Consider the following 21,683-nt stretch of genomic DNA (forward strand, 5'->3'; position numbering starts at 1 on the left):
TGGCTATTTCATATGTGTATAATTTGTTTTTTAACTGTCATTTGGTATAGCCAGGTTATATTCATTAGCGTTTGTGAACGGTTCGTGCATGGCTATTTCATAGGTATATAATTTATTCGTTTTTTAATTATTCCTTAAAAGAACTCGTGAATTGCTAAAGCATTTATCTTTTACCTGTTGTATGGTATGAATAGGTTTATTTATTTATTTATTTATTGAATTTTAACGAATAAACCTTCCATATCCAAATTTTATATACATGATTTACATTTTTATTTTTCATTATTATTAATTCAAGGAAATTAATTCCAGTTCCTTCTTGCTGAATATTAAAATCCATCATTAATTTGTTTTTTAGGCCTTTCCCATACAATTTCTAAAGCCTCTTTAGCTCAAAAAAAAGAAGTTAAAATACATTAATAAAAGACTAAAATACTCAGCCAATAATTTTTGTAATTATTTAAATAAAATCTAAAATCTATTAAAATCCTTACTGGGCTTTAATTCAATAAAAAAACACCTATTCAGAATGTTGTTTTCCAAAAAAAAATTACAAAAAATAATTGTTTGTTTTAGATAAATCACTAAATTGCCCCTATAAAAAGCTTATTATTATGAATAAATTCTTACCCTTGGTATTTGCTCTCTGTGCATTAATCTTATTTGGATTTACTATGAAAGGCCCTTCCGCTACTTCAAAATTTAAAGAAATCATTATAGGAATTGAAGATGCTCACACCTCAAGAGATGCCATCAATATTAAAAAAGAGCTCAACCTCATCCCTGGTGTACAATATATTGGGTACTGCAATATTTTGAAATGCATTATGGTAAAGATAAATCTGGAGTTGATACAGGATGAAAAGCTGGTATTAGAAAAGGTGCTTGATATGGGCTATAAAGAAGTCCATGTAAAAGAAGGAATAACAGTATTTGAAATAAAAAAAGTGTGCAAGGACAAAATTGAAATAGAGCACGCCTCAGAATGATATTAAACTAATTTCAACCTTAAATTTTAAAGCATGAGGAAAATTTACTTCATCTTTTTAGCTGCTCTTTTATTTTCAGCAGTTAAAACTTCAGCCCAATGCACAGGTGGAACACTAGGAAGTGCTATCACTCCTACTACTGTTTGGCAATCGCAATCTACAGTAGGTGGCAGGTATTATACATTTAATGCTACAGCAGGAAATATTTACTATTTTTCGTATTGCTCTGCGGATGGTGGAAACACTACCTATGATACACAAATAACGATCTTAAACAATACTGGTGGATATGCAAATGGATATAATGATGACTTTTGTGGCGCACAGTCTTACTTAACATGGACGGCTCCTGCGTCAGCAACTTACCGTTGCCTTGTGAATAAATGGAACTGTACAAATCAGAATAACATGGGAACAATGGTCTATAAATTTTCGGGCCCTTTAACTTGTCCTAACTCATTAGGTGCAGGTACAGTTTCGGATGCTTCTCTTCCTTATTCTTCTGGATCAGGCACAACATGCGGCAACGGCAATAACATTAACAGCACAAATGCCAGTGCCTATTGTGGCGCCTCATATTATTATAATGGCGAAGACAAGACATGGATATTTTCCCCTGCAACTACAGGCACAATTACCATTAATTTAACTTCAACAGGCAGCTATACCGGTTTAATGCTTTATCAAGGATGTCCTTTTTCTGTAGGAAGTACTTGCATTGCATTTGCCCAAGATTTTTCCGGCTCAAAGAGCATTTGTGTAAGTGTAACAGCTGGTGTTACTTATTATCTTATTCTTGATTCATGGCCATCACCCACTTGCAATCCATTTTCAAACCTTACCATTAGTGCCCCCGGGGGAGCATTAGCAGGCTCAACTTGTGCAAATGCACCAACCATTACCCTTCCTTATTCTGCTACTGGTCATAGCACTGCATGCTACGGAAATAATTATAATAATTCCAGTACCGGGTCCTGTATGTCCTTATATGAATCAGGCGAAGACAGAGTTTATAAATATGAAGCAACAGGAGCCCAATGTATTGGGATAACTTTGAGTAACCAGTCCACCTCCTATACAGGCTTCCAGGTGTATAATGGATGCCCGGGAACAGCCGGAACTACTTGTGTAGGGAGTTTTGGAGGAAGTATACCATTAACCGGAACTGTTACTTTACCCGGAGCAGGTACTTATTATATTATTGTAGATACCTGGGCTTCCCCTTCAAGTGCTTCCTACTCGATTTCAATACAATCTTATGGTTCAGGTCCAACAAATGATCTTCCATGTAATGCAACTAACATTCCTTTGGGTTCTACATTAACAGACGATAATAATTGCTCAGGCGGTGGTGGAGAGCCAGCAACTCCTTCTTGTTGGTGGGCTGGAAATTTAAATACAATTTGGTATAGCGTTGTTTGCCCGGCCTCTGGTCAATTAAGAATAAAAACACAGGCTGGTACTCTTACCAATACACAAATAGCAGTATACTCAGGTTCATGCGGCTCTCTGACCATGGTTACAGGTGGATGTAATGATGATGCAAGTTCTTGCGGAGGTTATGTTTACTATTCCGAACTACTTCTTAGTACACTTACTCCCGGGGCCACTTATTTCATCAGAGTGGATGGGTACGGCAATGCTGTTGGCACATTTACAATTACTGCTACTGATGGCAACATTTCTCCGCCTCAAGGAAACCAGGATTGCGGAGGAGCTATTGCAGTTTGCGGAACAATTATAAATGAACCAGCGGGATTTCTAGGTTGTGGAGGAGTCCAGGATGTACCCACTTCGGGGAGCATACCTGGCAATCCAAGTACAAATGTCAACTCAGCTAATAGTGGTTGTATGCTATCGGGTGAACTTAACACAGTATGGTACCATATTACCATAGGAAGCAATGGGAGTTTGAACTGGACACTAAGTCCCAATACCAACGGGTTTTGGGACTGGAATTTATATCCCCTTAATCCATTGTACACATGTTCTGATATTTCGAATAACCTGGTGGCTCCCGTAAGATGCAACTGGAATGGAAGTTCGACCAGTTCAACAGGGATGCAGCAACCAATACCGGTCGGAGCGAGTGCAAGTAATTTCGAAGCTCCCCTAAACGTAACAGCAGGACAATCATATATGCTTGTTATGTCGAATTTTAGTGGTACTACTGCAGGTTACACACTTGATTTTTCAGGTTCAACCGCTGCTTTTGCCACACCATCCTCAATAACCTGGACAGGCAGTTCTAGTTCTTCCTGGACCACATCCTCTAACTGGGGCGGATGTTCTACTCCATCCTGTTCTGTGAATTGCAGTGTACCAGTGGGGACCAATCAGCCGGTAATATCCACAAATACTACAGTAAAGGATATAACTATTATGCCTGGTGCCACCCTTACTATTAATCCAGGTATTACGCTTACTGTTTGCGGAAACTTCGTAAATAACGGAACACTAGCAATCTCCCCCACTTCCACCATTTTATTTAACAATGGCACTGTCAACCAAACTATTTCAGGGAATCTAACAGGTACAAATTCTTTGGGAAATTTTACAGTTACTAAAGCTGGGGGTACAGTTACATTCCTTAGTGATATTGACATTGCTGGTAATTTTACTACATCTACAAACACTAGTGTAGTTAATGCCAACAGCCGTTATATTTCAGTAAAAGGTAACTTTACCAACGCAGCTGCAGGAACTACCTTTACCAACGTGGGCAGTGGAACTCTAAGTTTTAATGGAGCAACCGCTCAGACTTATTCCCCAGGAGGTGCTCTTACCCTTAATAATGTTATAATGCAACATACAGGCACTGGTGTTACACTCTCAGGAAATCACATGATCCTTGGAACATCAGGGAATCTTACCCTAACACAAGGAAAAATCATTACAGGAGCAAATGAAGTGAGAGTAAATAACATCGCCTCTGCTTCTGTTACACAGGGAAATACAACTAGCTACGTGGAAGGCAATCTAAGAAGGTGGATCAATGTAACTGGAAGTTATGATTTTCCCGTAGGCCATGCTACTAAAGGATACCAAAGAGCAAACATCAACTTTACACTAGCAACTACCATTAACAATCTTTTGGCTAGCTTTGCTCCATATGGAACTGTTCCGGCTGCACTTAATTCTTCTGAATGTGGGGTAACATATAATAGTCCTGCTCTTGATAACGGACGTTGGACCATCAATGCTTACAATTCATCCTTAACTCAGATTACAGGTACAGGAAATTATACAGCAACCCTTTATAACTTGAATTACACAAATGCTATAGGAGCAGGCGGATGGACCGTTATGAAAGATCCTGGAACAGGATGGGGACTAAATGGAACATGCAGTCCTAGCCCAGTAACGGCTGTTGTCAGAACTGGAATGGGCGGATTCTCCAACTTCGGAACTGCTCAGGCCTCCTCTCCACTTCCCATTACTCTTATCTCATTTGAAGGTAAAAATTCAGGCAAAATGAACAAACTTTATTGGATTACAGCTTCTGAACAGAATAATGATTTCTTTACGGTTGAACATTCCTCAGATGGTGAGAATTTTGAAGATATCGTAAGAGTTAAAGGAGCAGGAAACAGCTCAAACACCAAAAAATACGAAGCAATAGATGAGAATCCTTTCAATGGAATTACCTATTATCGTCTAAAACAAACAGACTTTAATTCTGATTTTACCTATTCTCAAATCATTGCCCTTCATAATCATTTTGATGAAATTAACGTATTCAATGTGCGGCCTAACCCAACTCAAAATGAGTTATACTTTGATTTCAACACACCGGTTGAAGGAAAAATAACAACGGAAATAACCGACAACATGGGAAGAAAAATTTATTATGCTGAACCAGAGGTTAGAAAAGGGAAAAATAGCATTCTCATTCCTATGAATTCGTTTGAACCTGGCATTTATTCGCTAAAAGTAACCTTCCCTGAATCAGATTACATCAAAATATTGAAAATAGTTAAAAATTAAATGGAATTCTTATTGCAATTTTTCAGGAGTTAAGTAATGATTATCTTAACTCCTTTTAATTATTTCTATTGGTATTTGAGGCCATAATTTACAATTACAGAAATCTTAAGGGAAAAAGCGGTTCATATTTTTGCTGACAACTTAGGCATGAGGGAAGAGTTGAGGGAATGCTTCATGTGTTTGTGGTGTAAGCTGTGCCTTACTTTCTGTAGAAAAGCATTACTATTCTTACCATGTCGGATATTTGGGAAAGTCCAGATTGTTTTATAATTATTGGAAGCATAGTTATCTGAATTCTCAATATTGAAATCTTTTAAAGAAATTTTCCGGTAATAAGTTTTCAATAGATATGAGCACATATGCTCCAGGATTGTATTTTATTGAAGTAAACCAAAACCTTGAATTGAGCAGGATGAAAGTGATGAAGAATTATTAGATGAGAATTTCCTATCTGCTTTAATCAAGCAACTAAGGCAAAAGCATTTTAATTTTAATTAAAAAAATCAAACGAAATTTGAAAAATAGTATTGATTGCGTTTCATCCAATAACACATATTTCAGAATACCTGCTGGTAAAAGTAGACAGCACAAGAGAGCCCTATTGGGAGAAGTATTATAAAAATGACAAATACTTATTCCTCAACCAGGTGCTGGCCACCAGCGATGGTGGTTGCCTGATGAATGGGGTAAGTTATGATAAAGAAAAAGCCATAGAAGAGGAACTGGATATTTACATCATTAAAGTAAACAATGATGGAGATGATCCAACTACTATAAAAGAAGCCAAACAAAAAATAATTTTAAAGTTTATCCCAACCCGTTCAATAATTCTTTTACCATTGTTTCAGAAGAAACTGCTCCATCTGTTTTTCAACTTTACAATCATTCCGGAGCAGTGATACTGGAGGAAAAAATTCAATCAGAAAGGCAAACAATTGATGCTGCTTTTCTTCCGGCAGGAATGTATTTTTACAGGCTTACAAATGAAAATGGGAAAGCAGTTACAGGGAAATTGCTGAAGAATTAGATGAAAATTGTTTTAATGGTTTGACCAAAACAATTTACGTTATACCAGCATGTTGATATCTAAAATTACACAATATTATTGTGAAATTCGGTTTTAAGATTATTATTGAATCAAAAACCCCTTTGGCAATTTCGTTAAATGGGTTTTTGATTTTATCATTTTAAGAGAATAAAAAAAGCGGACTCCATTAAAGTAGTTCCGCCTTTTTTGGGAATTATAATTATAATTTAAACCGCTTTTTTAACCGCTACAGCAGTGAGTCCCTTTTTTTCCAATTTAACCTCAAAGGTCACCTTGTCATTTTCTTTTACCTCGTCTATCAAACCATTCACATGAACAAACACGCTTTCCTGGGTCTTTAGATCCTTTATAAAACCATAACCTTTGGAATCATTGAAATGCGTAACCACTCCGTTTCTAACAAGTTCTTCTATTTCTATTTCGCGCTTTGGAACACCTATTTCTATGTCTTCTTTTTTAATTACTCTGCGTTTGCTTGGATCTGGGGGGGTTGAGGTTATGTTTCCATATTCATCAACATAAGCAAGCATATTATCAAGAGAGCTACTCTCTTTTGGATTGTCTTTCTTTTCCAGTTTTTTTGTCTCTTTGTCTTTTCTCTTCTTCTCTTTTTTCTTCGCTATTTCTTTTTTATTCCATGTTTCTTGTGATCTGGCCATAGTTTTTTTTGTGCAGTTTATGTTTTGTTGTTAATGGTTTTTTTAAATTTCAAATTAGAAGAAAGAAATTTAATCCAAAACCAGTTTTATATAGGTGCAAATTTACACTAATTCTTAGTACTATAACATTTGGCTTTGAAAATATATCTTCTTAATTCCCAATCATTGATTAACAACGTACAGCGATGCTTTTTATTAGAAAATAAGACTGGAGGTTTTAATTAATCTTCTTTCTAGCTTTGGGAAAAAGAAAAAAACTGTTCTTGCTATTTTTTTTTCTTCAGGGGTTCCAAAAGATATTCCAATCCATTCATTTTTATTTCATAAATAGTCACCAAAAGCATTCCAAGCTTGCCCTGTGGAAAGCCCTTGCGTTGAAACCATTCAAGATAGGATACAGGCAAATTACACAACAAGGTGCCTTTGTATTTGCCAAAAGGCATTTGCATACTAACCAATTGCAGGAGTAACTGAGGATCGGGTCCCAATGTCGTTTTTTTTATTAATGTAAATCAAAGGTGCATATTTTTTCAATAAAAAAAGCCCTGGAAAATTTGAGGCCACTGAAAAAGCTAATCCCGAAGGGATGATACAAATATAGATTAATATTTTTAATTCCAGTTCAACCCCAGAGGGGTGAAATTATTGATTGTTTATTTTTATAACACCCCTTCGGGGGTTTTGGTTTTAATTGTTGTTATTTTCTGTAATCCTGTCACCCTTCGGGGTTAGCTTTTTCAGTGGCCTCCTTTTTGGGGAGGCCTCTGAAAAAGCCTTTTTAATTAAAAAAAATAAAAAAGGGAGTAGATAAACTTGCGATTCTACTCCCTTTTATTAACATTTAAGTCTTAAAAAGACTTTTTTAGTGGCCTCAAAATTTCCGGGGCTTTTTTAAAAATGTTTTCCAGCTTATTTCTTTGCCGGCTTCCAATCTACAAGTGCTTTTTCAACAGCTTCTTTGTAAAAAAAACCTGCAGGGTTTTTATCGCCAAGTTCTTTGGCTTTTTGGGCCGATGCAAAAGCTTCTTTGCTTTGTTTTTTCTCAGCATGTATTTGTGCTTTTATCCAATGGCTGTACCATTGATCAGGGCTAATGGCAATAGATTGGTTTATCCACGTCAGTGCCTTATCAAGGTCTTTTTTGTTGGTAAGCATATAGTTTGCGGCATTGGTATAATTTCTCCAACTTGCATTTAAAGAGTTGTTGATGTTTTTTAATGCCTGTTCATCAGTTGCTGTTGTAAAAGGAACATCAATTTTCAATTTCTCCCATTCAAGGCTGATGTTTCCACCAGTATTTGAAAAATCGGAAATCAAAAATGTAAGTCTTTCACGGTTTGGGGAAACTTGTGGTTTTACTTTTAAGCGCACAACATCCTTGTCAATGGAATAGCCATCAGTTCCTCTTAATTCAGAATCACTGTTGATAATAACTGTCCATTCTTCTTTTTCTGGAATAGTCAAAAATGCATAACTTCCTGCAGCAACTGCTTTTCCACCAATGGTAACTTCCTTGCTAAATGTGATTTTACTTGCCATATTAGCACCAGTACGCCACATTTCGCTATAAGGAACAAGATCACCCCATATTACCCTTTTATTGACTGCTGGACTACTGTAATCAATGGTTACATCTGTTAAACCAACAGTTTGTTTAACCATTGCCTTAGGGCTTGGTTGAGGAAGATCAAGTTGGGCGAAAACAGGTTGAACCAATAAAGCTCCGGCTGAAATAATAAAAGTTGCAAATAATTTTTTCATCTTAAATAAAAGTTTTAAAAAGGTTAGTAAAAGCTTCAAGATTCTAGTCTGTGCGGCTCTTGTTAATTTATTTTGAGGGGTGAAGATAGAAATACTTTAAAGAACCACAATAATATGCGGGTACTTTTGTATTCATAAAACTCCCTGAAAATTATCTTTATTCCTCTAACAGCGATAAATGCCTTCTTTTCTTATTTATAATTACTTTTGGAAAATATATTAACATTGGGCATTATGTATACTTACGAATCATTAAGAAATTTTATTCTCACAGTATTTAAAAATATGGGATGTTCTGATGCTGATGCCTCTTTGGCTTCAGATGTGTTAATTTCAGCAGATTTGCGTGGTGTTGATTCCCATGGGATAGCCCGTTTGATTGGATATCACAGACTTTGGGAGGCATCCAGAATAAATTCAAAACCACAGATCACTACCGTTCATGAAACCCTCAGTACTGCTACCATTGATGGAGATGCAGGATTGGGACTTGTTGTGGGACCGGTGGCCATGCAAAAAGCCATTGAAAAAGCAAAAAATGTTGGAACAGGTTGGGTTGCGGTAAGAAATTCAAACCATTTTGGAATTGCTGGCTTTCATTCCATGATGGCCCTTGAACATGATATGATAGGTATTGCCTTAACCAATGCCAGCCCTCTTGTTGCTCCCACATTTTCTACAAAAAGAATGTTGGGTACAAATCCAATTTCAGTTTCTGTACCTGCCGGCCAGCAGCCTGCATTTGTGCTCGACATGGCCACAACAACCGCTGCTAACGGGAAACTGGAAATTCTGCAAAGAAAAAAAATGCTTGCACCAAATGGATGGATTCAGGATTCTAAGGGAAATACTACAACAAGCCCCGATGGAGTGAAAGATGGGGGCGCTTTGCTTCCCCTGGGTGGAGATAGAGAACATGGTAGCCATAAAGGATATGGACTTGGAGCTGTTGTGGATATTCTATCTGCAGTTTTATCCGGAGCAAATTATGGCCCCTGGGTTCCTCCATTTGTCGCTTTTCTGCAGCCTGATCCAAATCCGGTAGGCAAGGGGATAGGACATTTTTTTGGAGCCATGCGCATTGATGCATTCAGACCAGCAGGTGAGTTCAAAAACAACATGGACAACTGGATTAATGCTTTTCGCTCTGCACCTGTTGTTCTGGGTCATGAAAAAGTAATAATACCCGGTGATCCCGAAAGAGAATTAACCCAGGAAAGAATGAAATACGGAATTCCTTTGATTGATCCCGTGGTAAAAGATTTAAAGGCTTTGGCCAAAAAACTGAACATACCCTTCGAACCAGAAATTATTTAGCAAAGAACCGTTATTACAGATTGTTGTTGTTTAGAGTTAAGGCAAAGAAGGGCGGCAAAGCCGCCCTTCTTTGCCTTTTTTTGCCCATTCATTGCTGTCATTCCGCATGAAGCGAAGCGTAATGCGGAATCTCTTTCTGGGCGCAGGAATTAAGGGCGAAGTCCATTTCTGAATTAAATCAATATTTTGGCGAACGATTATTAAACGATGACACACTTAATTAAGCACTCCCCCATTTCTCAATTCCTTTCCCAACTTTTCAGATCCTCCATCCTCCATCTTCCATCTTCCATCTTCCATCCTCCATCCTCCATCCTCCATCCTCCATCCTCAAATTCCAAAATCCCTCTAAATATTTTACAAATAATCCGTAACTTAATTTATGCAGAATTAAAGAAATAAAAATAAAAAGTGGAAGAATTTTTGTCCCAGTTCCAATACATTCCAATCTGGTTTAAAGTACTCTATACAAGCTTTGTGTTGGTGCTCATCCCTGTTTATTGGAAACATTACGGACCGGCTAACTTTCTTTGGTTTTCTGACATTTCGCTTTTTACACTTGCCTTTGCTTTATGGTTTCAAAGCAGCATACTAACAAGCATGATGGCCCTGGGAGTTCTGTTTCCTGAAATTGTTTGGAACATCGATTATTTTGCAAGGTTGATTTTCGGCAAAAAACTTATTGGATTAAGTCATTATATGTTTGAAAAGGACAAGCCTCTTTTTCTTAGGGCTTTATCCTTATTTCATGTCATTATTCCCCCATTGCTTTTATGGATGTTAATGCTGTATGGCTATTCAGAAAACGCACCGTTTTTTCAAACAATTCTTGCCTGGATTGTGCTTGCGGTATGTTATTTTTTCACAACACCATTAATGAATATCAATTGGGTATTTGGGCCAGGAAGTATACCGCAAAACAAAATTTCTCCAAAAATATATTTTTTGCTTATCCTGTTATTCTTTCCCATTTGCATTTATCTGCCCATCCATTTCCTGCTGCGGTATATTTTTAATTAACTATCACAACTTCCCTGTGGAGAGTGTGGCATTTTGTATTCCTTCAATTTTACTTTTTTTGAGGAATTTCAAGGGCAAAACATCTTGAATTACAAATGGAATAGAAGGGGTGCATTTATTTCATTTTGCATTGATATTCAGAGAAATAAAAGAAAACAGCTTCGGTTTTTTAACAACTGGCATTATATTCTTGAAAAGGATGGTATAAGACCAACTTTTATGATAAGTGAGAATATCAAACTTCATCAGAACAGAAACTTTTATTCGAAGAAATGGAAATTAGAAACAATAATTTGGATAAGCATTGCTGTTTTACTTAGCATGGTTTTTTTGATAATTATTGGAGCGGGGCCATTAAGTAAAAAAACGATAGGCTCAAAAGAAGAAGGTTTTATAGTTGAATTGCAAACTATGCTTAGATATAAGAGAGCGTTTTCTTTGAATTTTTCAGTAAATCCACCTTACCCTGGAAAAGATTATCGAATCAGGATCAACAAAGGTTTTTTAAAAAACATGTCAACCATAAAAATAATGCCTGAACCAGAGGTTACATTTATCGGAAAGGATGATTATATTTTTTCTTTCAATATACCGGAACCTACTAAAGAAACCAGGATAGTTTTTTATTTGGAACCAGTAGTTACAGGCATAACAAAACTTATAGTAGTTCAGGAAAATGGAAAAGTCATGGAAACAGATGCTTTTATTTATCCCTGAAAACAGGGTATAAATTTTTATATAATAACCTGGAGTTCTTAAAAAAAAGTAAAAAAACAATGGACAATAAAAAAGCAAAAATAATATTGGAACTTCCGGTTTTTTATACAAACACTGGATAGGGAATTCTATCCCCAGGATTTTAAACCAAAAGACTTCCTGGCTTATCACATTAAATTCTTTAAAACGGTGGAACTCAACAGCCCTTTTTACACCTTCCTAAAGCATCAACCTTTGAAAAATGGCGGGAGAAAGTACCTGCCGATTTTGTTTTTTCGGTTAAAGCAAACAGGTATATAACACACATTAAAAAGCTTGTAGAACCGGCAGAACCCGTGGCTAATTTTTTGAAAATGCTGAAAAACTTGAAGATAAATTAGCAGTAGTCTTGCTTCAGCTCCCTCCATCCTTAAAATACAATTATGAAAGATTGGAAGTGTTTTTAAATACTTTACCTGTAAACTACTGCTGCACCTTCGAATTTCGAAATCACAGCTGGTATAATAATGACTTGTATGATCTTCTGGAAAAACACAAGTGCGCGTTTTGTATTTATGAACTTGAGTACCATATGTCTCCAATTGTAATTACAGCTGATTTTGTTTATGTACGCCTACATGGCCCAAAAACCAAATATGCTGGAAATTATTCCGATGAGACATTGTCAGAATGGGCAGACAGAGCCAGGTTATGGCAAAAAAATGGAAAAGATGTTTTTATTTATTTCGATAACGACCAAAATGCATATGCTGCTTATAATGCACTTAAGTTTTTGGAAATCCTGCAATACAGTAAAACCTTAAGCCATTAAAGTAAAGTTGATTTTCATTTCAATAAATTTAGAAGAAATGTTTTTTGCTCCAGGGGAAGAAACATTAAACGAATTATGGATCAATACTAATGCCCAATTAATTGATTATGGCTACTGCCTATAGCACCAATGCATTCCATGTTTAGGGAAAATCAAATAGTATCCCAATCCTTCCAAACTGGCTCATAGCCCTGAGTCTTAAGCATAACAGCAATTTCATCAGGGGAGCGCTCATCGTTAATTTCGAACTGCTCCAGGGATTCCGGGTCAACGGCATATCCTCCGGGATTGGTTTTTGACCCTGCACTCATTGAAGTTATTCCCAGTTTAATAATGTTATCCCTAAAAGTTCTGCTTTCTCGTGTAGAAATGGATAGTTCAATTTCCTGGTTGAAAATTCTGTATGCGCAAATAAGTTGTACAAGTTCCCTGTCCTCCATAATTACTTTGGGTTGCATTACACCCTCTGCTGGTCTTAATCTTGGAAAAGAAATCGAATATTTTGTCCGCCAATAATTCTTCTCCAAATAGGAAAGATGCATTGCAGTGAAATAGGCATCCGTACGCCAATCTTCAAGCCCGAAAAGTACACCAAGTCCCATTTTATATATTCCAGCCTGGCCTAACCTGTCAGCGGTTTGTAAGCGGTAATCGAAATTTGATTTTTTACCTTTAGGATGATGCGTTTTGTAGGTATCCTTGTGGTAGGTTTCCTGGTAAACAAGCACTGTATTAAGTCCTGTGCTTATTAAACGCTCATATTCGGGTTGTTCTAAAGGCTGTACCTCAATTGCTATATGTGAAAAATGCGTCTTTATTAAATTAATTGCATGCTCCAGGTAATCCACCCCTACTGTTTTGTTAGCTTCCCCGGTTACGAGCAATACATGATCATAACCTAAGGCTTTAATTGCTTTTACCTCCGAAAGTATCTGATCATCAGTCAGGGTAATTCTTTTGATTTTATTGTCAAGGCTGAATCCGCAGTAGGTACAAATGTTTTGGCATTCATTAGATAAATAAAGAGGCACATACATTTGAATGGTATTGCCAAATCTTTTTAATGTAAGTTGCCTGCTTTTGGCAGCCATTTGTTCTAAATAAGGAGCAGCTGATGGGGATATAAGAGCTTTAAAATCCTCAAGGTTCAAGTGTGAGGTTTTGGAAAGTGCATATTCTACATCAGTTAAAGTTTTACTTAGAATTGAATTTTTCTCCTCATCCCAGCTGTGTTGATTGAATTTTTCTAAAAAGGTCATAAGGAATATTTCTTTGGAGCTTTGTATAGTTTAGCTTTTTGATTTAAAATTCAATCCAAAAAACTGGTTAATGGACTACTTGCATGGGCTGTGTATATAGCTTGTCCCAATCGGGCCTCAAATGCCATTCTTCCTGCCTGTACTGCCATTTTAAATGCTATTGCCATTTGTATAGGATTTTGAGAAACTGCTATGGCTGTATTTACCAATACAGCATCAGCGCCCATTTCCATAGCTTGGGCAGCATGAGAGGGAGCACCTAAGCCAGCATCAATAATTACTGGTACTTTGCTTTGTTCAATAATTATCTCAATAAATTTAACTGTAAGAATTCCGTTATTGCTTCCAATTGGCGACCCAAGTGGCATTACAGCTGCAACTCCTACATCTTCAAGCCTTTTGCACAATACAGGATCTGCATGAATATAGGGCAAAACGATAAATCCTTTTTTTACAAGTTCTTCAGCAGCAATCAATGTTTCAATTGGATCTGGCATTAGGTATTTTGGATCAGGATGGATTTCCAGTTTAAGCCAGTTTGTTTCCAAAGCCTCACGAGCCATTTCAGCCGCAAATACAGCCTCTTTTGCCGTGCGAACACCAGAAGTGTTTGGTAAAAGGTTAAATTGAGAATGAGTCAAATGTGTAAGAATATCATCCTTGCTGTTTGTCAAATCAACCCTTTTCAAGGCAACTGTAACAAGCTCAGAACCGGAGGCTAGCAATGCTTCTTCCATTAAAATGGAAGAACTGAATTTTCCGGTCCCGGTAAATAATCTTGATTCAAAAGTTTTATCTGCAATCTTCAATAGTGACATGAGTCTAGTTTTTAATATTTAACTTGTCAAGAAAAGCTTTAATTACTTTTCCCTTGTCTTCTGCCATGTTTATGGCCGAAGAAACTGCAATACCATGAACTCCTGTTGAAAGAATTTCTTCTACATCCTCAGGTTTTATTCCACCTATGGCAACCAAGGGAACATTATGTTTTAGGCTTGTTGATATTTTTTTTAATCCCTCCATTCCAAGAACAGGGCTTAGATTTTTTTTTGTGGAAGTAAATCTAAAAGGACCTAATCCTATATAATCAATTTCCAATTGTGATAATCGTTCAATGTCATCCATTGTATTTGCCGTTGCCCCAATAATAGGTCCATATCCAAGTATTTTCCTGGCCTTCTCCGGGCTCATGTCCCCAGCACCTAAATGCACTCCATCAGCATTAATTTTTAAGGCTACTTCTACATTGTCATTGATTATTAGTCGTGCATTGTACTTTTTACATATTTCTAAAGTTTCAGAAGCTGTTTTAAGCCATAAATCATAATTTACTTCCTTCAACCTGAGTTGAACCCATTGTACACCATTTTTACAAGCTATTTCAGCTAATTCCGTATGGCTATAACCTGGAATGTCCTGTGTAATATAATGAAACCTTGAAATCATTTGAATTTGTAAATTAATACTTTTAAATTTTTTTAATTTTTCACTTTAAACATTCAGCTTCCTTTTATGCACACCCAGCAATCCACGTGCACTAATTAAATAATCAGCTACGTAAGCTTTAGCTTCAGCGCAGGCATCAGCAAGGTTTAACCCTTGTGCCAGGCCTGCTGTAATGGCTGAAGATAAGATACATCCTGTACCATGTTTTTCTGCATTTTCAAATTTCATAGACTCAAATTTAATGCTTTTCCCATCCACAAAAAGCCAGTCATTGGCCTGGTTGTCCTCTGAATGACCTCCTTTTAAAAACACAGCACAAAGTTTACTTAATTCAGCAATCCCCTCAATTGTCCCTGGCTTGGCAGAAATCATTTTCGCCTCCTCAATATTGGGTGTAACAAGGAAAAGTTTACTGCAAATGGATTGGATTTTCTTGCTTTCTAAAATTGGATGAAAAGTAAAACCTGCACTGGCACTGATTATAGGATCCCAAATAATTTTAGCGTCCCTGTTTTCACTTTTAAGTAAATCAACTATTTTCTCAAGTACATCAAGATTTTCTATTAATCCAATTTTTATAAAATCAAATAAAAAACGGTCGCTTAAAATTTTGATCTGGGCTACTATTTTTTCTTCAGAAACCCAATCAACACTTTCAAAACTCAAATCATTTTGAATAGTAATTGCAGAACAAACTCCTGTTGCATAAAGCCCATGCGCTTCAAAAGTTTTTATATCCGCAAGTATTCCAGCTCCTGCACTAGGGTCGAATCCTGCTACAGATAATATATGTGGATTTACAGGTTCCATTTGTTTTTATTTTTCTTTATTTTTCTTTATTTATATAATTTAGGCAGCTTTCATTCAACTTTTCAAAAGTCCTTATTATATCACTGTATTCTTTTTGAATCCATAGTGTCCCAAAAATTGCCACACCATCAAATCCTGCATCATGTGCAGAATTTAAATTCTCTGATTTTACACCACCTAATGCAAAAATTTCCGATTTCTCCGAATTGTTTTCATCTTTTTTATAATTATCCAAAAAGAGTTTAAGCTCTTGCAAATCAAAACCTGCCTTGTAATTTTCTTTAGATATGCTGTCAAAAACCGGACTCAGAAACAAGTAATTGTAGGTGTCTGCATTTTCTATTAACTCGGACAATGAATGAAAAGAAGCAGAAATTGATTTATTCCCTTTGGGTCGTAATAAATTGCTGAAAGTTTTCATTCTTGAAGCACTCCACTGGAAATGTTTTTTTGTAAAATGAATTCCAGCTAAATCATATTTTTCCAACAACTTATGATGGGAATGAAGGACTATTTTACTGTGAAGATGTTCTGGTAATTGTTTCAAAAATAAATCAACTTCAGCCTCTGAATATCCTGGTTTTCTTAAATGAAACCGTTCCATACCACTATCGAAAAAACTACTGATAATTTCAGTTTCGTTTTTTATAGGTTCAGGATTGGAAATAACCACTAACTTCATACTTTAAAAAGAGTTTAGGAATAAAGCTTACTGCCCTTATCTGCAAATTCTTTTGATTTTTCTTCCATTCCTTTTTTCAGGGCCTCTTGTTCTGATAATTCAAGTTTGGCTGCATATTCTCTTACATCCTGTGTTATTTTCATAGAACAGAAATGAGGCCCGCACATGGAACAAAAATGAGCAATTTTGGCACCTTCCGCTGGAAGTGTTTCATCATGGTATTCACGGGCGGTATCTGGATCTAGTGCTAAGTTAAACTGATCTTCCCACCTGAATTCAAAGCGAGCTTTACTTAAGGCATTGTCTCTAACCTGTGCCCCTGGATGTCCTTTAGCAAGATCGGCAGCATGAGCGGCAAGTTTATAGGTAATAACCCCAACTTTTACATCGCTTTTATCAGGTAAGCCCAAATGTTCCTTGGGTGTAACATAACATAACATTGCTGTTCCAAACCATCCAATCATTGCAGCTCCAATTGCTGAGGTAATATGATCGTAACCCGGGGCAATGTCAGTAGTTAAAGGTCCTAAAGTGTAAAAAGGAGCCTCATGACATTCCTTGAGTTGTTTATCCATGTTCTCTTTAATCAAGTGCATTGGAACATGTCCAGGGCCCTCAATCATTACTTGTATATCATGTTTCCATGCTATCTTGGTAAGTTCACCCAGTGTTTCAAGTTCTGCAAACTGGGCCTCATCATTGGCATCAGCAATAGAACCTGGCCTAAGACCATCGCCCAAAGAAAAAGCAACATCATACGCTTTCATGATCTCACAAATTTCTTCAAAATGTGTGTATAAAAAACTCTCTTTATGATGAGATAAACACCATTTAGCCATTATAGAACCGCCCCTTGAAACAATTCCTGTTACCCTTTTAGCGGTCATAGGTACATACCTTAGCAAAACTCCGGCATGAATAGTGAAATAATCAACACCCTGTTCTGCTTGTTCAATTAATGTATCCCTGAATATTTCCCAGGTTAAATCCTCAGCCTTGCCATTTACTTTCTCCAAAGCCTGATAAATAGGAACTGTGCCAACAGGAACAGGTGAATTACGAATTACCCATTCCCGGGTTTCATGAATGTTTTTACCTGTTGATAAATCCATAATATTATCAGCTCCCCAACGACATGCCCATACAGCTTTTTCCACTTCCTCTTCTATACTGGAAGTAACAGCAGAATTTCCAATATTGGCGTTAATTTTAACCAGGAAATTCCTTCCAATAATCATGGGCTCACTTTCAGGGTGATTGATGTTTGAAGGAATAATAGCACGGCCTGCAGCAATTTCCGATCGCACAAATTCAGCTGTTATCAATCCTTTTGGTATGTTTGCCCCAAAACTCTCCCCCTTATGCTGATGTCCCATCTCTTGCATTAGTTCTATACCCTGATTCTCCCGAATTGCAATATATTCCATTTCCGGAGTAATAATGCCTTTTCTGGCATAATGAAGCTGGGTAACATTCATTCCTTCTTTTGCCTTATATGGCCTACGGATATGCTTAAACCTTAAATGATCAAGCTCACTTTTTAAAAGGCGCTGTTTTCCATATTCTGAAGAGATTTCAGAAAGTTGTTCAACATCATTCCTATCTGTAATCCATTTTTCACGCAAGGGTTCAAGTCCTTTTTTTACATCTATCTGAATGTTTGAGTCAGTATAAGGGCCACTTGTGTCATAAATTACAACCGGGGAATTGGGAATTGATTTTCCATTAAATTCAGTATCAGAAAGCGAAACTTGGCGCATTGCTACCTGAATATCGTGAAGATTTCCTTTTATATATATTTTTTCTGAAGAAGGAAATGAACCCGTTGTGATTGTATTTCCTGTTGGTGTTTTATCTGTTTTTTTCATATGTATATAATTTGTTTTTTAAAGGTCATCCCGATTTATCGGGATAGCCAGGTTATATTCATTAGCGTTTTGTGAACGTTTCGTGCATGGCTATTTCATATGTATATAATTTGTTTTTTAATAGTCATATGGTATAGCCATGTTATATTCATTGCTGTTTGTGCATGGTTTGTGCATGGCTATTTCATTTGTATATAATTTGTTTTTTTAATGTCATATGGAATACGCCATGTTATATTCATTGCTGTTTGTGCACGGTTGCTGCATGGCTATTTCATATATGTATAATTTGTTTTTTAATTGCCATCCCGATTTATCGGGACGCCATATTATATTCATAAAAGTTTGTTCACGTTTGGTATATGGCTATTCATGAGATTGTTTTTTTTATCCACCCTGAGTGGCTTTGATAATAATGATTGTATCATTTTCTTTTATTTGAAGTTCTTTCCACGAAGTCCGGGAAATTACTTTGTTATTTACTGCAACAGCAATGCCTTTTGGAGTGTCGATATTAAATTGCTCAAAGAGTAAGGCAAGGTTTTTTTCTGATCCAAGGTTAAATGATACTCCGTTTATAAGAATCATAATAGTAGATAATGAGTAAAAAACTTAATAATAACAAAATTTACAGGGAGGGAAATAAACAGGGAAACTGCTTCTGCTTATTCCCTGCGACAGCATTATCTGCATCAGGTTCCAAGGGTATAATCTCAGTAACGCAAAAGCGAAACACCCCTATAAGTTTTTGTTATCACAAAGGTGCAATTTTTTTTTAATATCACAATTTATAATCTTTCATTGTAAGCCTTCCATTTTTTAGACATTTCAAAACTAGACAATTTCAACATAGTCACAGCTATTAAATTCTGAATTTAAAACCTGTAAAGTAAAGCCAGGAACATGTTAATGATGTTTTGCATAAATGGAATTTGTGTTAAAAAAAGAAAAAAAATTTATACTTTTACAAGTAGGTATTTATTCTTTTAAATGAGTATCAGCAATAAAAGCTTTAGTATAAATTTATAGCAAAAATATTTTTACCCCTTCTTACATGAGGCGAATAAATTTTGTTCAGTTAATAATTCTACTTTTTTTATTTCATTTCCCAAATTATTTGTGTAGTCAAACTCCGGTTCTCGATTCTCTCGAAAATATTTTAAACTCCGCAAAAGCCGATACTATTAGAGTTAAAATATCCAATCAATTAGCTTGGGAGTATCTTATGAATGGAGATACTGAAAAAGCATTAAAATACACTCAAAATTCTATCAGCTTAGCTAATAAAATTAAATTCCCAAAAGGCGAAGCTGCTGCATACAATAATTTAGGAAGTATTTATTGGAGCCAGGGAGAGTACAGTAAGGCATTACAGAATTATAAAAAGGCATATGACATTGCTTATTTAATGGGAGATCAAACAAAACAATCTTCCTTTTTGGGAAATATGGGAATGATCTACATTTTGCAAAGTGATTATATGAATGCTTTAGATGTTTATCATAAGGCTTTGAAAATGGATGAAAAACAAGGCAACACTAAAGCTATTGTGAAAAATTTCGGAAGTATTGGAACTATTTATAAAGAATTAAATGATTATGAGAAGTCTTTAGAATATTGTCTAAAAGCTCTTGAAATAGCTGAAAAGATCAACGATATTAATGGGAAGGCAAGCAATTATGGAAATATCGGAAATGTGTACATGGAAAAAAAAGAATATAAAAAAGCATTAGACTTTTATCAAAAAGCATTGGTACTTGAAAAGGAGTTAGATGACAAATACGGCATGGCAGGCGAAATGACCAATATTGGCTCTGTTTATTCTTCCATGGCCGAAGTTAGTGCTGCAAATGACAAAGCAGGTTTGTTTCATTTAGCCCTTGAATATTTTAACCAGTCGAATTTAATAGCAAAATCATTAAATTTAAAAAACATTGAGGCTTTTAATCAACATGCTATTGCTTCTATTCATTTAAATCAAGGTAAGCTTCCAAAGGCATTTAGCTTAATAAATAATGCTATTGTTTTACAGGAAGAAATGGAAGCAATTTACTACTTGAAAGACTCGTATTTAACTCGTTCAAAGATTGATAGTGCCCTAGGAAATTATAAAGACGCTTATTCCAATTATAAAAAACATAAATATTGGGAAGGAATGGTAGCTAATGAGGACAATAAGAAGGCTAAAATTCAAAAACACATTCAATATGAATATGAAAAAAAAGCCACTGCCGATAGCGTTCGGGCTGCTAAAGAAAAGGAAGTGAGTGATGCGAAAATAATGACGCAAAAGGCACAAATAGAGCAAGAGAAAACCAAAAGCTATTCTTTATATGGAGGCTTGGCTTTACTATTTATTTTTGGCGGGTTCATGTATAATCGTTACCGAATAACTCGAAAACAGAATATCTACATTGAGGCACAAAAAAAAGAGGTAGAAATTCAAAAACAAATTGTAGAAACGGCCCATCATTTACTTGAAGAAAAAAACAAAGAAGTAATTGATAGCATCAATTATGCTAAACGAATTCAAGATGCACTACTTAAAAACGAGGAACATGAAAGCAAGCATTTACCTGAACATTTTATCTTTTTTAAGCCCAAAGACATTGTAAGCGGAGATTTTTACTGGTCATTGGAAAAAGACAATCATCTTTATCTTGCTGCTGCAGATTGCACAGGACATGGCGTTCCTGGAGCTTTTTTAACCCTGTTGGGAACAAGTTTTCTTAATGAAATTAATGCTCATGATAAACTTCTTACACCGTCTCAAATTTTAGATGAACTTAGAAACAGGTTCATAAAGGAGCTTAATCAAACCGGAGCAGAGGGGGAATCTAAAGACGGGATGGATGTTTCCCTTGTTCGAATAAATCTTAAAAATTTTGAGACTACTTCTGATCAAAATAGTCAAAAAGATTCACTTGAACTTCAGTTTGCGGGAGCTAACAATCCACTTTACCTAATAAAAGGAAAGGAATTTCATGAAATTAAAGGCGACAAACAACCAATTGGTTATCATAATGTAATGAAGCCTTTTACTAATCATATTATTCAACTAAAAAACAAGGATAATTTTTACATTTTCACTGATGGTTTCCCCGATCAGTTTGGTGGGCCTAAAGGTAAAAAGCTAATGTATAAAATGATGAAAGAAATATTAAATTCTATATGTCATAAATCAATGGAAGATCAAAAAATGACATTAAACAATAGTTTTAACAATTGGAAAGGTGATTTGGATCAGGTAGACGATGTTTGTGTGATTGGAGTTAGAGTTTAAAATAGTAGTAGAGAGAAAAAAGCAAG

The 21,683-nt window shown here is 35.9% G+C and carries 17 protein-coding genes, 2 pseudogenes and 1 riboswitch; of the genes and pseudogenes, 9 read left to right on the forward strand and 10 right to left on the reverse strand.

Going from position 1 to position 21,683, the window contains the following annotated elements; genetic code table 11:
* The first annotated feature begins 614 nt into the window (after nucleotides 1-614).
* From H0V01_09930 to H0V01_09945, 4 genes and pseudogenes are all read left to right on the forward strand, one after another.
* Entirely contained in the window at nucleotides 615-989 is a 375-nt protein-coding gene (locus H0V01_09930) for a hypothetical protein (protein ID MBA2583690.1), read from the forward strand.
* 33 nt (nucleotides 990-1,022) lie between these two features.
* Nucleotides 1,023-4,976 (forward strand): hypothetical protein, encoded by a 3,954-nt coding sequence (locus H0V01_09935; protein MBA2583691.1) that lies wholly within the window; start codon nucleotides 1,023-1,025, stop codon nucleotides 4,974-4,976.
* 527 nt (nucleotides 4,977-5,503) lie between these two features.
* Entirely contained in the window at nucleotides 5,504-5,875 is a 372-nt protein-coding gene (locus H0V01_09940) for a hypothetical protein (protein MBA2583692.1), read from the forward strand.
* Nucleotides 5,782-6,003: pseudogene (locus tag H0V01_09945) on the forward strand (T9SS type A sorting domain-containing protein). Before H0V01_09940 ends, H0V01_09945 begins: the two are co-directional and overlap by 94 nt.
* A gap of 227 nt (nucleotides 6,004-6,230) precedes the next feature.
* On the opposite strand, the gene H0V01_09950 reads toward H0V01_09945, so the two are convergent.
* The 3 genes from H0V01_09950 to H0V01_09960 form a co-directional block, all read right to left on the reverse strand.
* On the reverse strand, nucleotides 6,231-6,683 hold the full coding sequence (locus H0V01_09950; GenBank protein ID MBA2583693.1) for a cold shock domain-containing protein: 453 nt from the start codon (nucleotides 6,681-6,683) through the stop codon (nucleotides 6,231-6,233).
* Nucleotides 6,684-6,949: 266 nt separating this feature from the next.
* On the reverse strand, nucleotides 6,950-7,171 hold the full coding sequence (locus H0V01_09955) for a DUF3820 family protein (GenBank protein ID MBA2583694.1): 222 nt from the start codon (nucleotides 7,169-7,171) through the stop codon (nucleotides 6,950-6,952).
* 421 nt (nucleotides 7,172-7,592) lie between these two features.
* Nucleotides 7,593-8,444, reverse strand: a complete 852-nt coding sequence (locus H0V01_09960; GenBank protein ID MBA2583695.1) for a DUF2911 domain-containing protein — start codon at nucleotides 8,442-8,444, stop codon at nucleotides 7,593-7,595.
* Nucleotides 8,445-8,675: 231 nt separating this feature from the next.
* Here H0V01_09960 and H0V01_09965 point away from each other — a divergent pair, with 231 nt between their 5' ends.
* The 4 genes and pseudogenes from H0V01_09965 (at nucleotide 8,676) to H0V01_09980 (ending at nucleotide 12,309) form a co-directional block, all read left to right on the forward strand.
* The gene (locus H0V01_09965; GenBank protein MBA2583696.1) at nucleotides 8,676-9,761 is read left to right on the forward strand and encodes an Ldh family oxidoreductase; all 1,086 of its coding nucleotides are present in this window, start codon (nucleotides 8,676-8,678) and stop codon (nucleotides 9,759-9,761) included.
* 441 nt (nucleotides 9,762-10,202) lie between these two features.
* Nucleotides 10,203-10,781, forward strand: a complete 579-nt coding sequence (locus tag H0V01_09970; GenBank protein MBA2583697.1) for a membrane-associated protein — start codon at nucleotides 10,203-10,205, stop codon at nucleotides 10,779-10,781.
* A gap of 84 nt (nucleotides 10,782-10,865) precedes the next feature.
* Complete coding sequence (locus H0V01_09975) at nucleotides 10,866-11,498, forward strand: hypothetical protein (GenBank protein ID MBA2583698.1); 633 nt, start codon at nucleotides 10,866-10,868, stop codon at nucleotides 11,496-11,498.
* 85 nt (nucleotides 11,499-11,583) lie between these two features.
* A pseudogene (locus tag H0V01_09980) lies at nucleotides 11,584-12,309 on the forward strand (DUF72 domain-containing protein).
* A gap of 152 nt (nucleotides 12,310-12,461) precedes the next feature.
* Here the strand turns inward: H0V01_09980 and thiH are convergent.
* From thiH to thiS, 7 genes are all read right to left on the reverse strand, one after another.
* Nucleotides 12,462-13,568, reverse strand: a complete 1,107-nt coding sequence (gene thiH, locus H0V01_09985; protein ID MBA2583699.1) for a 2-iminoacetate synthase ThiH — start codon at nucleotides 13,566-13,568, stop codon at nucleotides 12,462-12,464.
* A 50-nt stretch (nucleotides 13,569-13,618) separates the two neighbouring features.
* Entirely contained in the window at nucleotides 13,619-14,386 is a 768-nt protein-coding gene (locus tag H0V01_09990; protein ID MBA2583700.1) for a thiazole synthase, read from the reverse strand.
* 4 nt (nucleotides 14,387-14,390) lie between these two features.
* The gene (locus H0V01_09995; protein ID MBA2583701.1) at nucleotides 14,391-15,014 is read right to left on the reverse strand and encodes a thiamine phosphate synthase; all 624 of its coding nucleotides are present in this window, start codon (nucleotides 15,012-15,014) and stop codon (nucleotides 14,391-14,393) included.
* Between the two features lie 45 nt (nucleotides 15,015-15,059).
* On the reverse strand, nucleotides 15,060-15,824 hold the full coding sequence (locus H0V01_10000) for a hydroxymethylpyrimidine/phosphomethylpyrimidine kinase (GenBank protein MBA2583702.1): 765 nt from the start codon (nucleotides 15,822-15,824) through the stop codon (nucleotides 15,060-15,062).
* Nucleotides 15,825-15,840: 16 nt separating this feature from the next.
* The gene (locus H0V01_10005) at nucleotides 15,841-16,506 is read right to left on the reverse strand and encodes a thiamine phosphate synthase (protein MBA2583703.1); all 666 of its coding nucleotides are present in this window, start codon (nucleotides 16,504-16,506) and stop codon (nucleotides 15,841-15,843) included.
* Nucleotides 16,507-16,520: 14 nt separating this feature from the next.
* Nucleotides 16,521-18,374: a phosphomethylpyrimidine synthase ThiC gene (gene thiC, locus H0V01_10010; GenBank protein ID MBA2583704.1), complete on the reverse strand. Its 1,854-nt coding sequence runs from the start codon at nucleotides 18,372-18,374 to the stop codon at nucleotides 16,521-16,523.
* Between the two features lie 387 nt (nucleotides 18,375-18,761).
* The gene (gene thiS, locus H0V01_10015) at nucleotides 18,762-18,962 is read right to left on the reverse strand and encodes a sulfur carrier protein ThiS (GenBank protein MBA2583705.1); all 201 of its coding nucleotides are present in this window, start codon (nucleotides 18,960-18,962) and stop codon (nucleotides 18,762-18,764) included.
* A gap of 64 nt (nucleotides 18,963-19,026) precedes the next feature.
* Nucleotides 19,027-19,124: riboswitch (TPP riboswitch) on the reverse strand.
* 304 nt (nucleotides 19,125-19,428) lie between these two features.
* Here thiS and H0V01_10020 point away from each other — a divergent pair.
* Nucleotides 19,429-21,657: a tetratricopeptide repeat protein gene (locus tag H0V01_10020; protein ID MBA2583706.1), complete on the forward strand. Its 2,229-nt coding sequence runs from the start codon at nucleotides 19,429-19,431 to the stop codon at nucleotides 21,655-21,657.
* The last annotated feature ends 26 nt before the right edge of the window (nucleotides 21,658-21,683 follow it).

The organism is Bacteroidota bacterium (assembly GCA_013696965.1).
Classification (GTDB): Bacteria; Bacteroidota; Bacteroidia; order JACCXN01; family JACCXN01; genus JACCXN01.

What these genes read in the sequence shown, in the direction of transcription:
- H0V01_09930 (MBA2583690.1), top strand. Translation starts at nt 615, where the DNA reads ATGAATAAATTCTTACCCTTGGTATTTGCTCTCTGTGCATTAATCTTA.
- H0V01_09935 (MBA2583691.1), top strand. Translation starts at nt 1,023, where the DNA reads ATGAGGAAAATTTACTTCATCTTTTTAGCTGCTCTTTTATTTTCAGCA.
- H0V01_09950 (MBA2583693.1), bottom strand. Translation starts at nt 6,683, where the DNA reads ATGGCCAGATCACAAGAAACATGGAATAAAAAAGAAATAGCGAAGAAA.
- H0V01_09960 (MBA2583695.1), bottom strand. Translation starts at nt 8,444, where the DNA reads ATGAAAAAATTATTTGCAACTTTTATTATTTCAGCCGGAGCTTTATTG.
- thiH (MBA2583699.1), bottom strand. Translation starts at nt 13,568, where the DNA reads ATGACCTTTTTAGAAAAATTCAATCAACACAGCTGGGATGAGGAGAAA.
- H0V01_09990 (MBA2583700.1), bottom strand. Translation starts at nt 14,386, where the DNA reads ATGTCACTATTGAAGATTGCAGATAAAACTTTTGAATCAAGATTATTT.
- H0V01_09995 (MBA2583701.1), bottom strand. Translation starts at nt 15,014, where the DNA reads ATGATTTCAAGGTTTCATTATATTACACAGGACATTCCAGGTTATAGC.
- H0V01_10000 (MBA2583702.1), bottom strand. Translation starts at nt 15,824, where the DNA reads ATGGAACCTGTAAATCCACATATATTATCTGTAGCAGGATTCGACCCT.
- H0V01_10005 (MBA2583703.1), bottom strand. Translation starts at nt 16,506, where the DNA reads ATGAAGTTAGTGGTTATTTCCAATCCTGAACCTATAAAAAACGAAACT.
- thiC (MBA2583704.1), bottom strand. Translation starts at nt 18,374, where the DNA reads ATGAAAAAAACAGATAAAACACCAACAGGAAATACAATCACAACGGGT.
- thiS (MBA2583705.1), bottom strand. Translation starts at nt 18,962, where the DNA reads ATGATTCTTATAAACGGAGTATCATTTAACCTTGGATCAGAAAAAAAC.
- H0V01_10020 (MBA2583706.1), top strand. Translation starts at nt 19,429, where the DNA reads ATGAGGCGAATAAATTTTGTTCAGTTAATAATTCTACTTTTTTTATTT.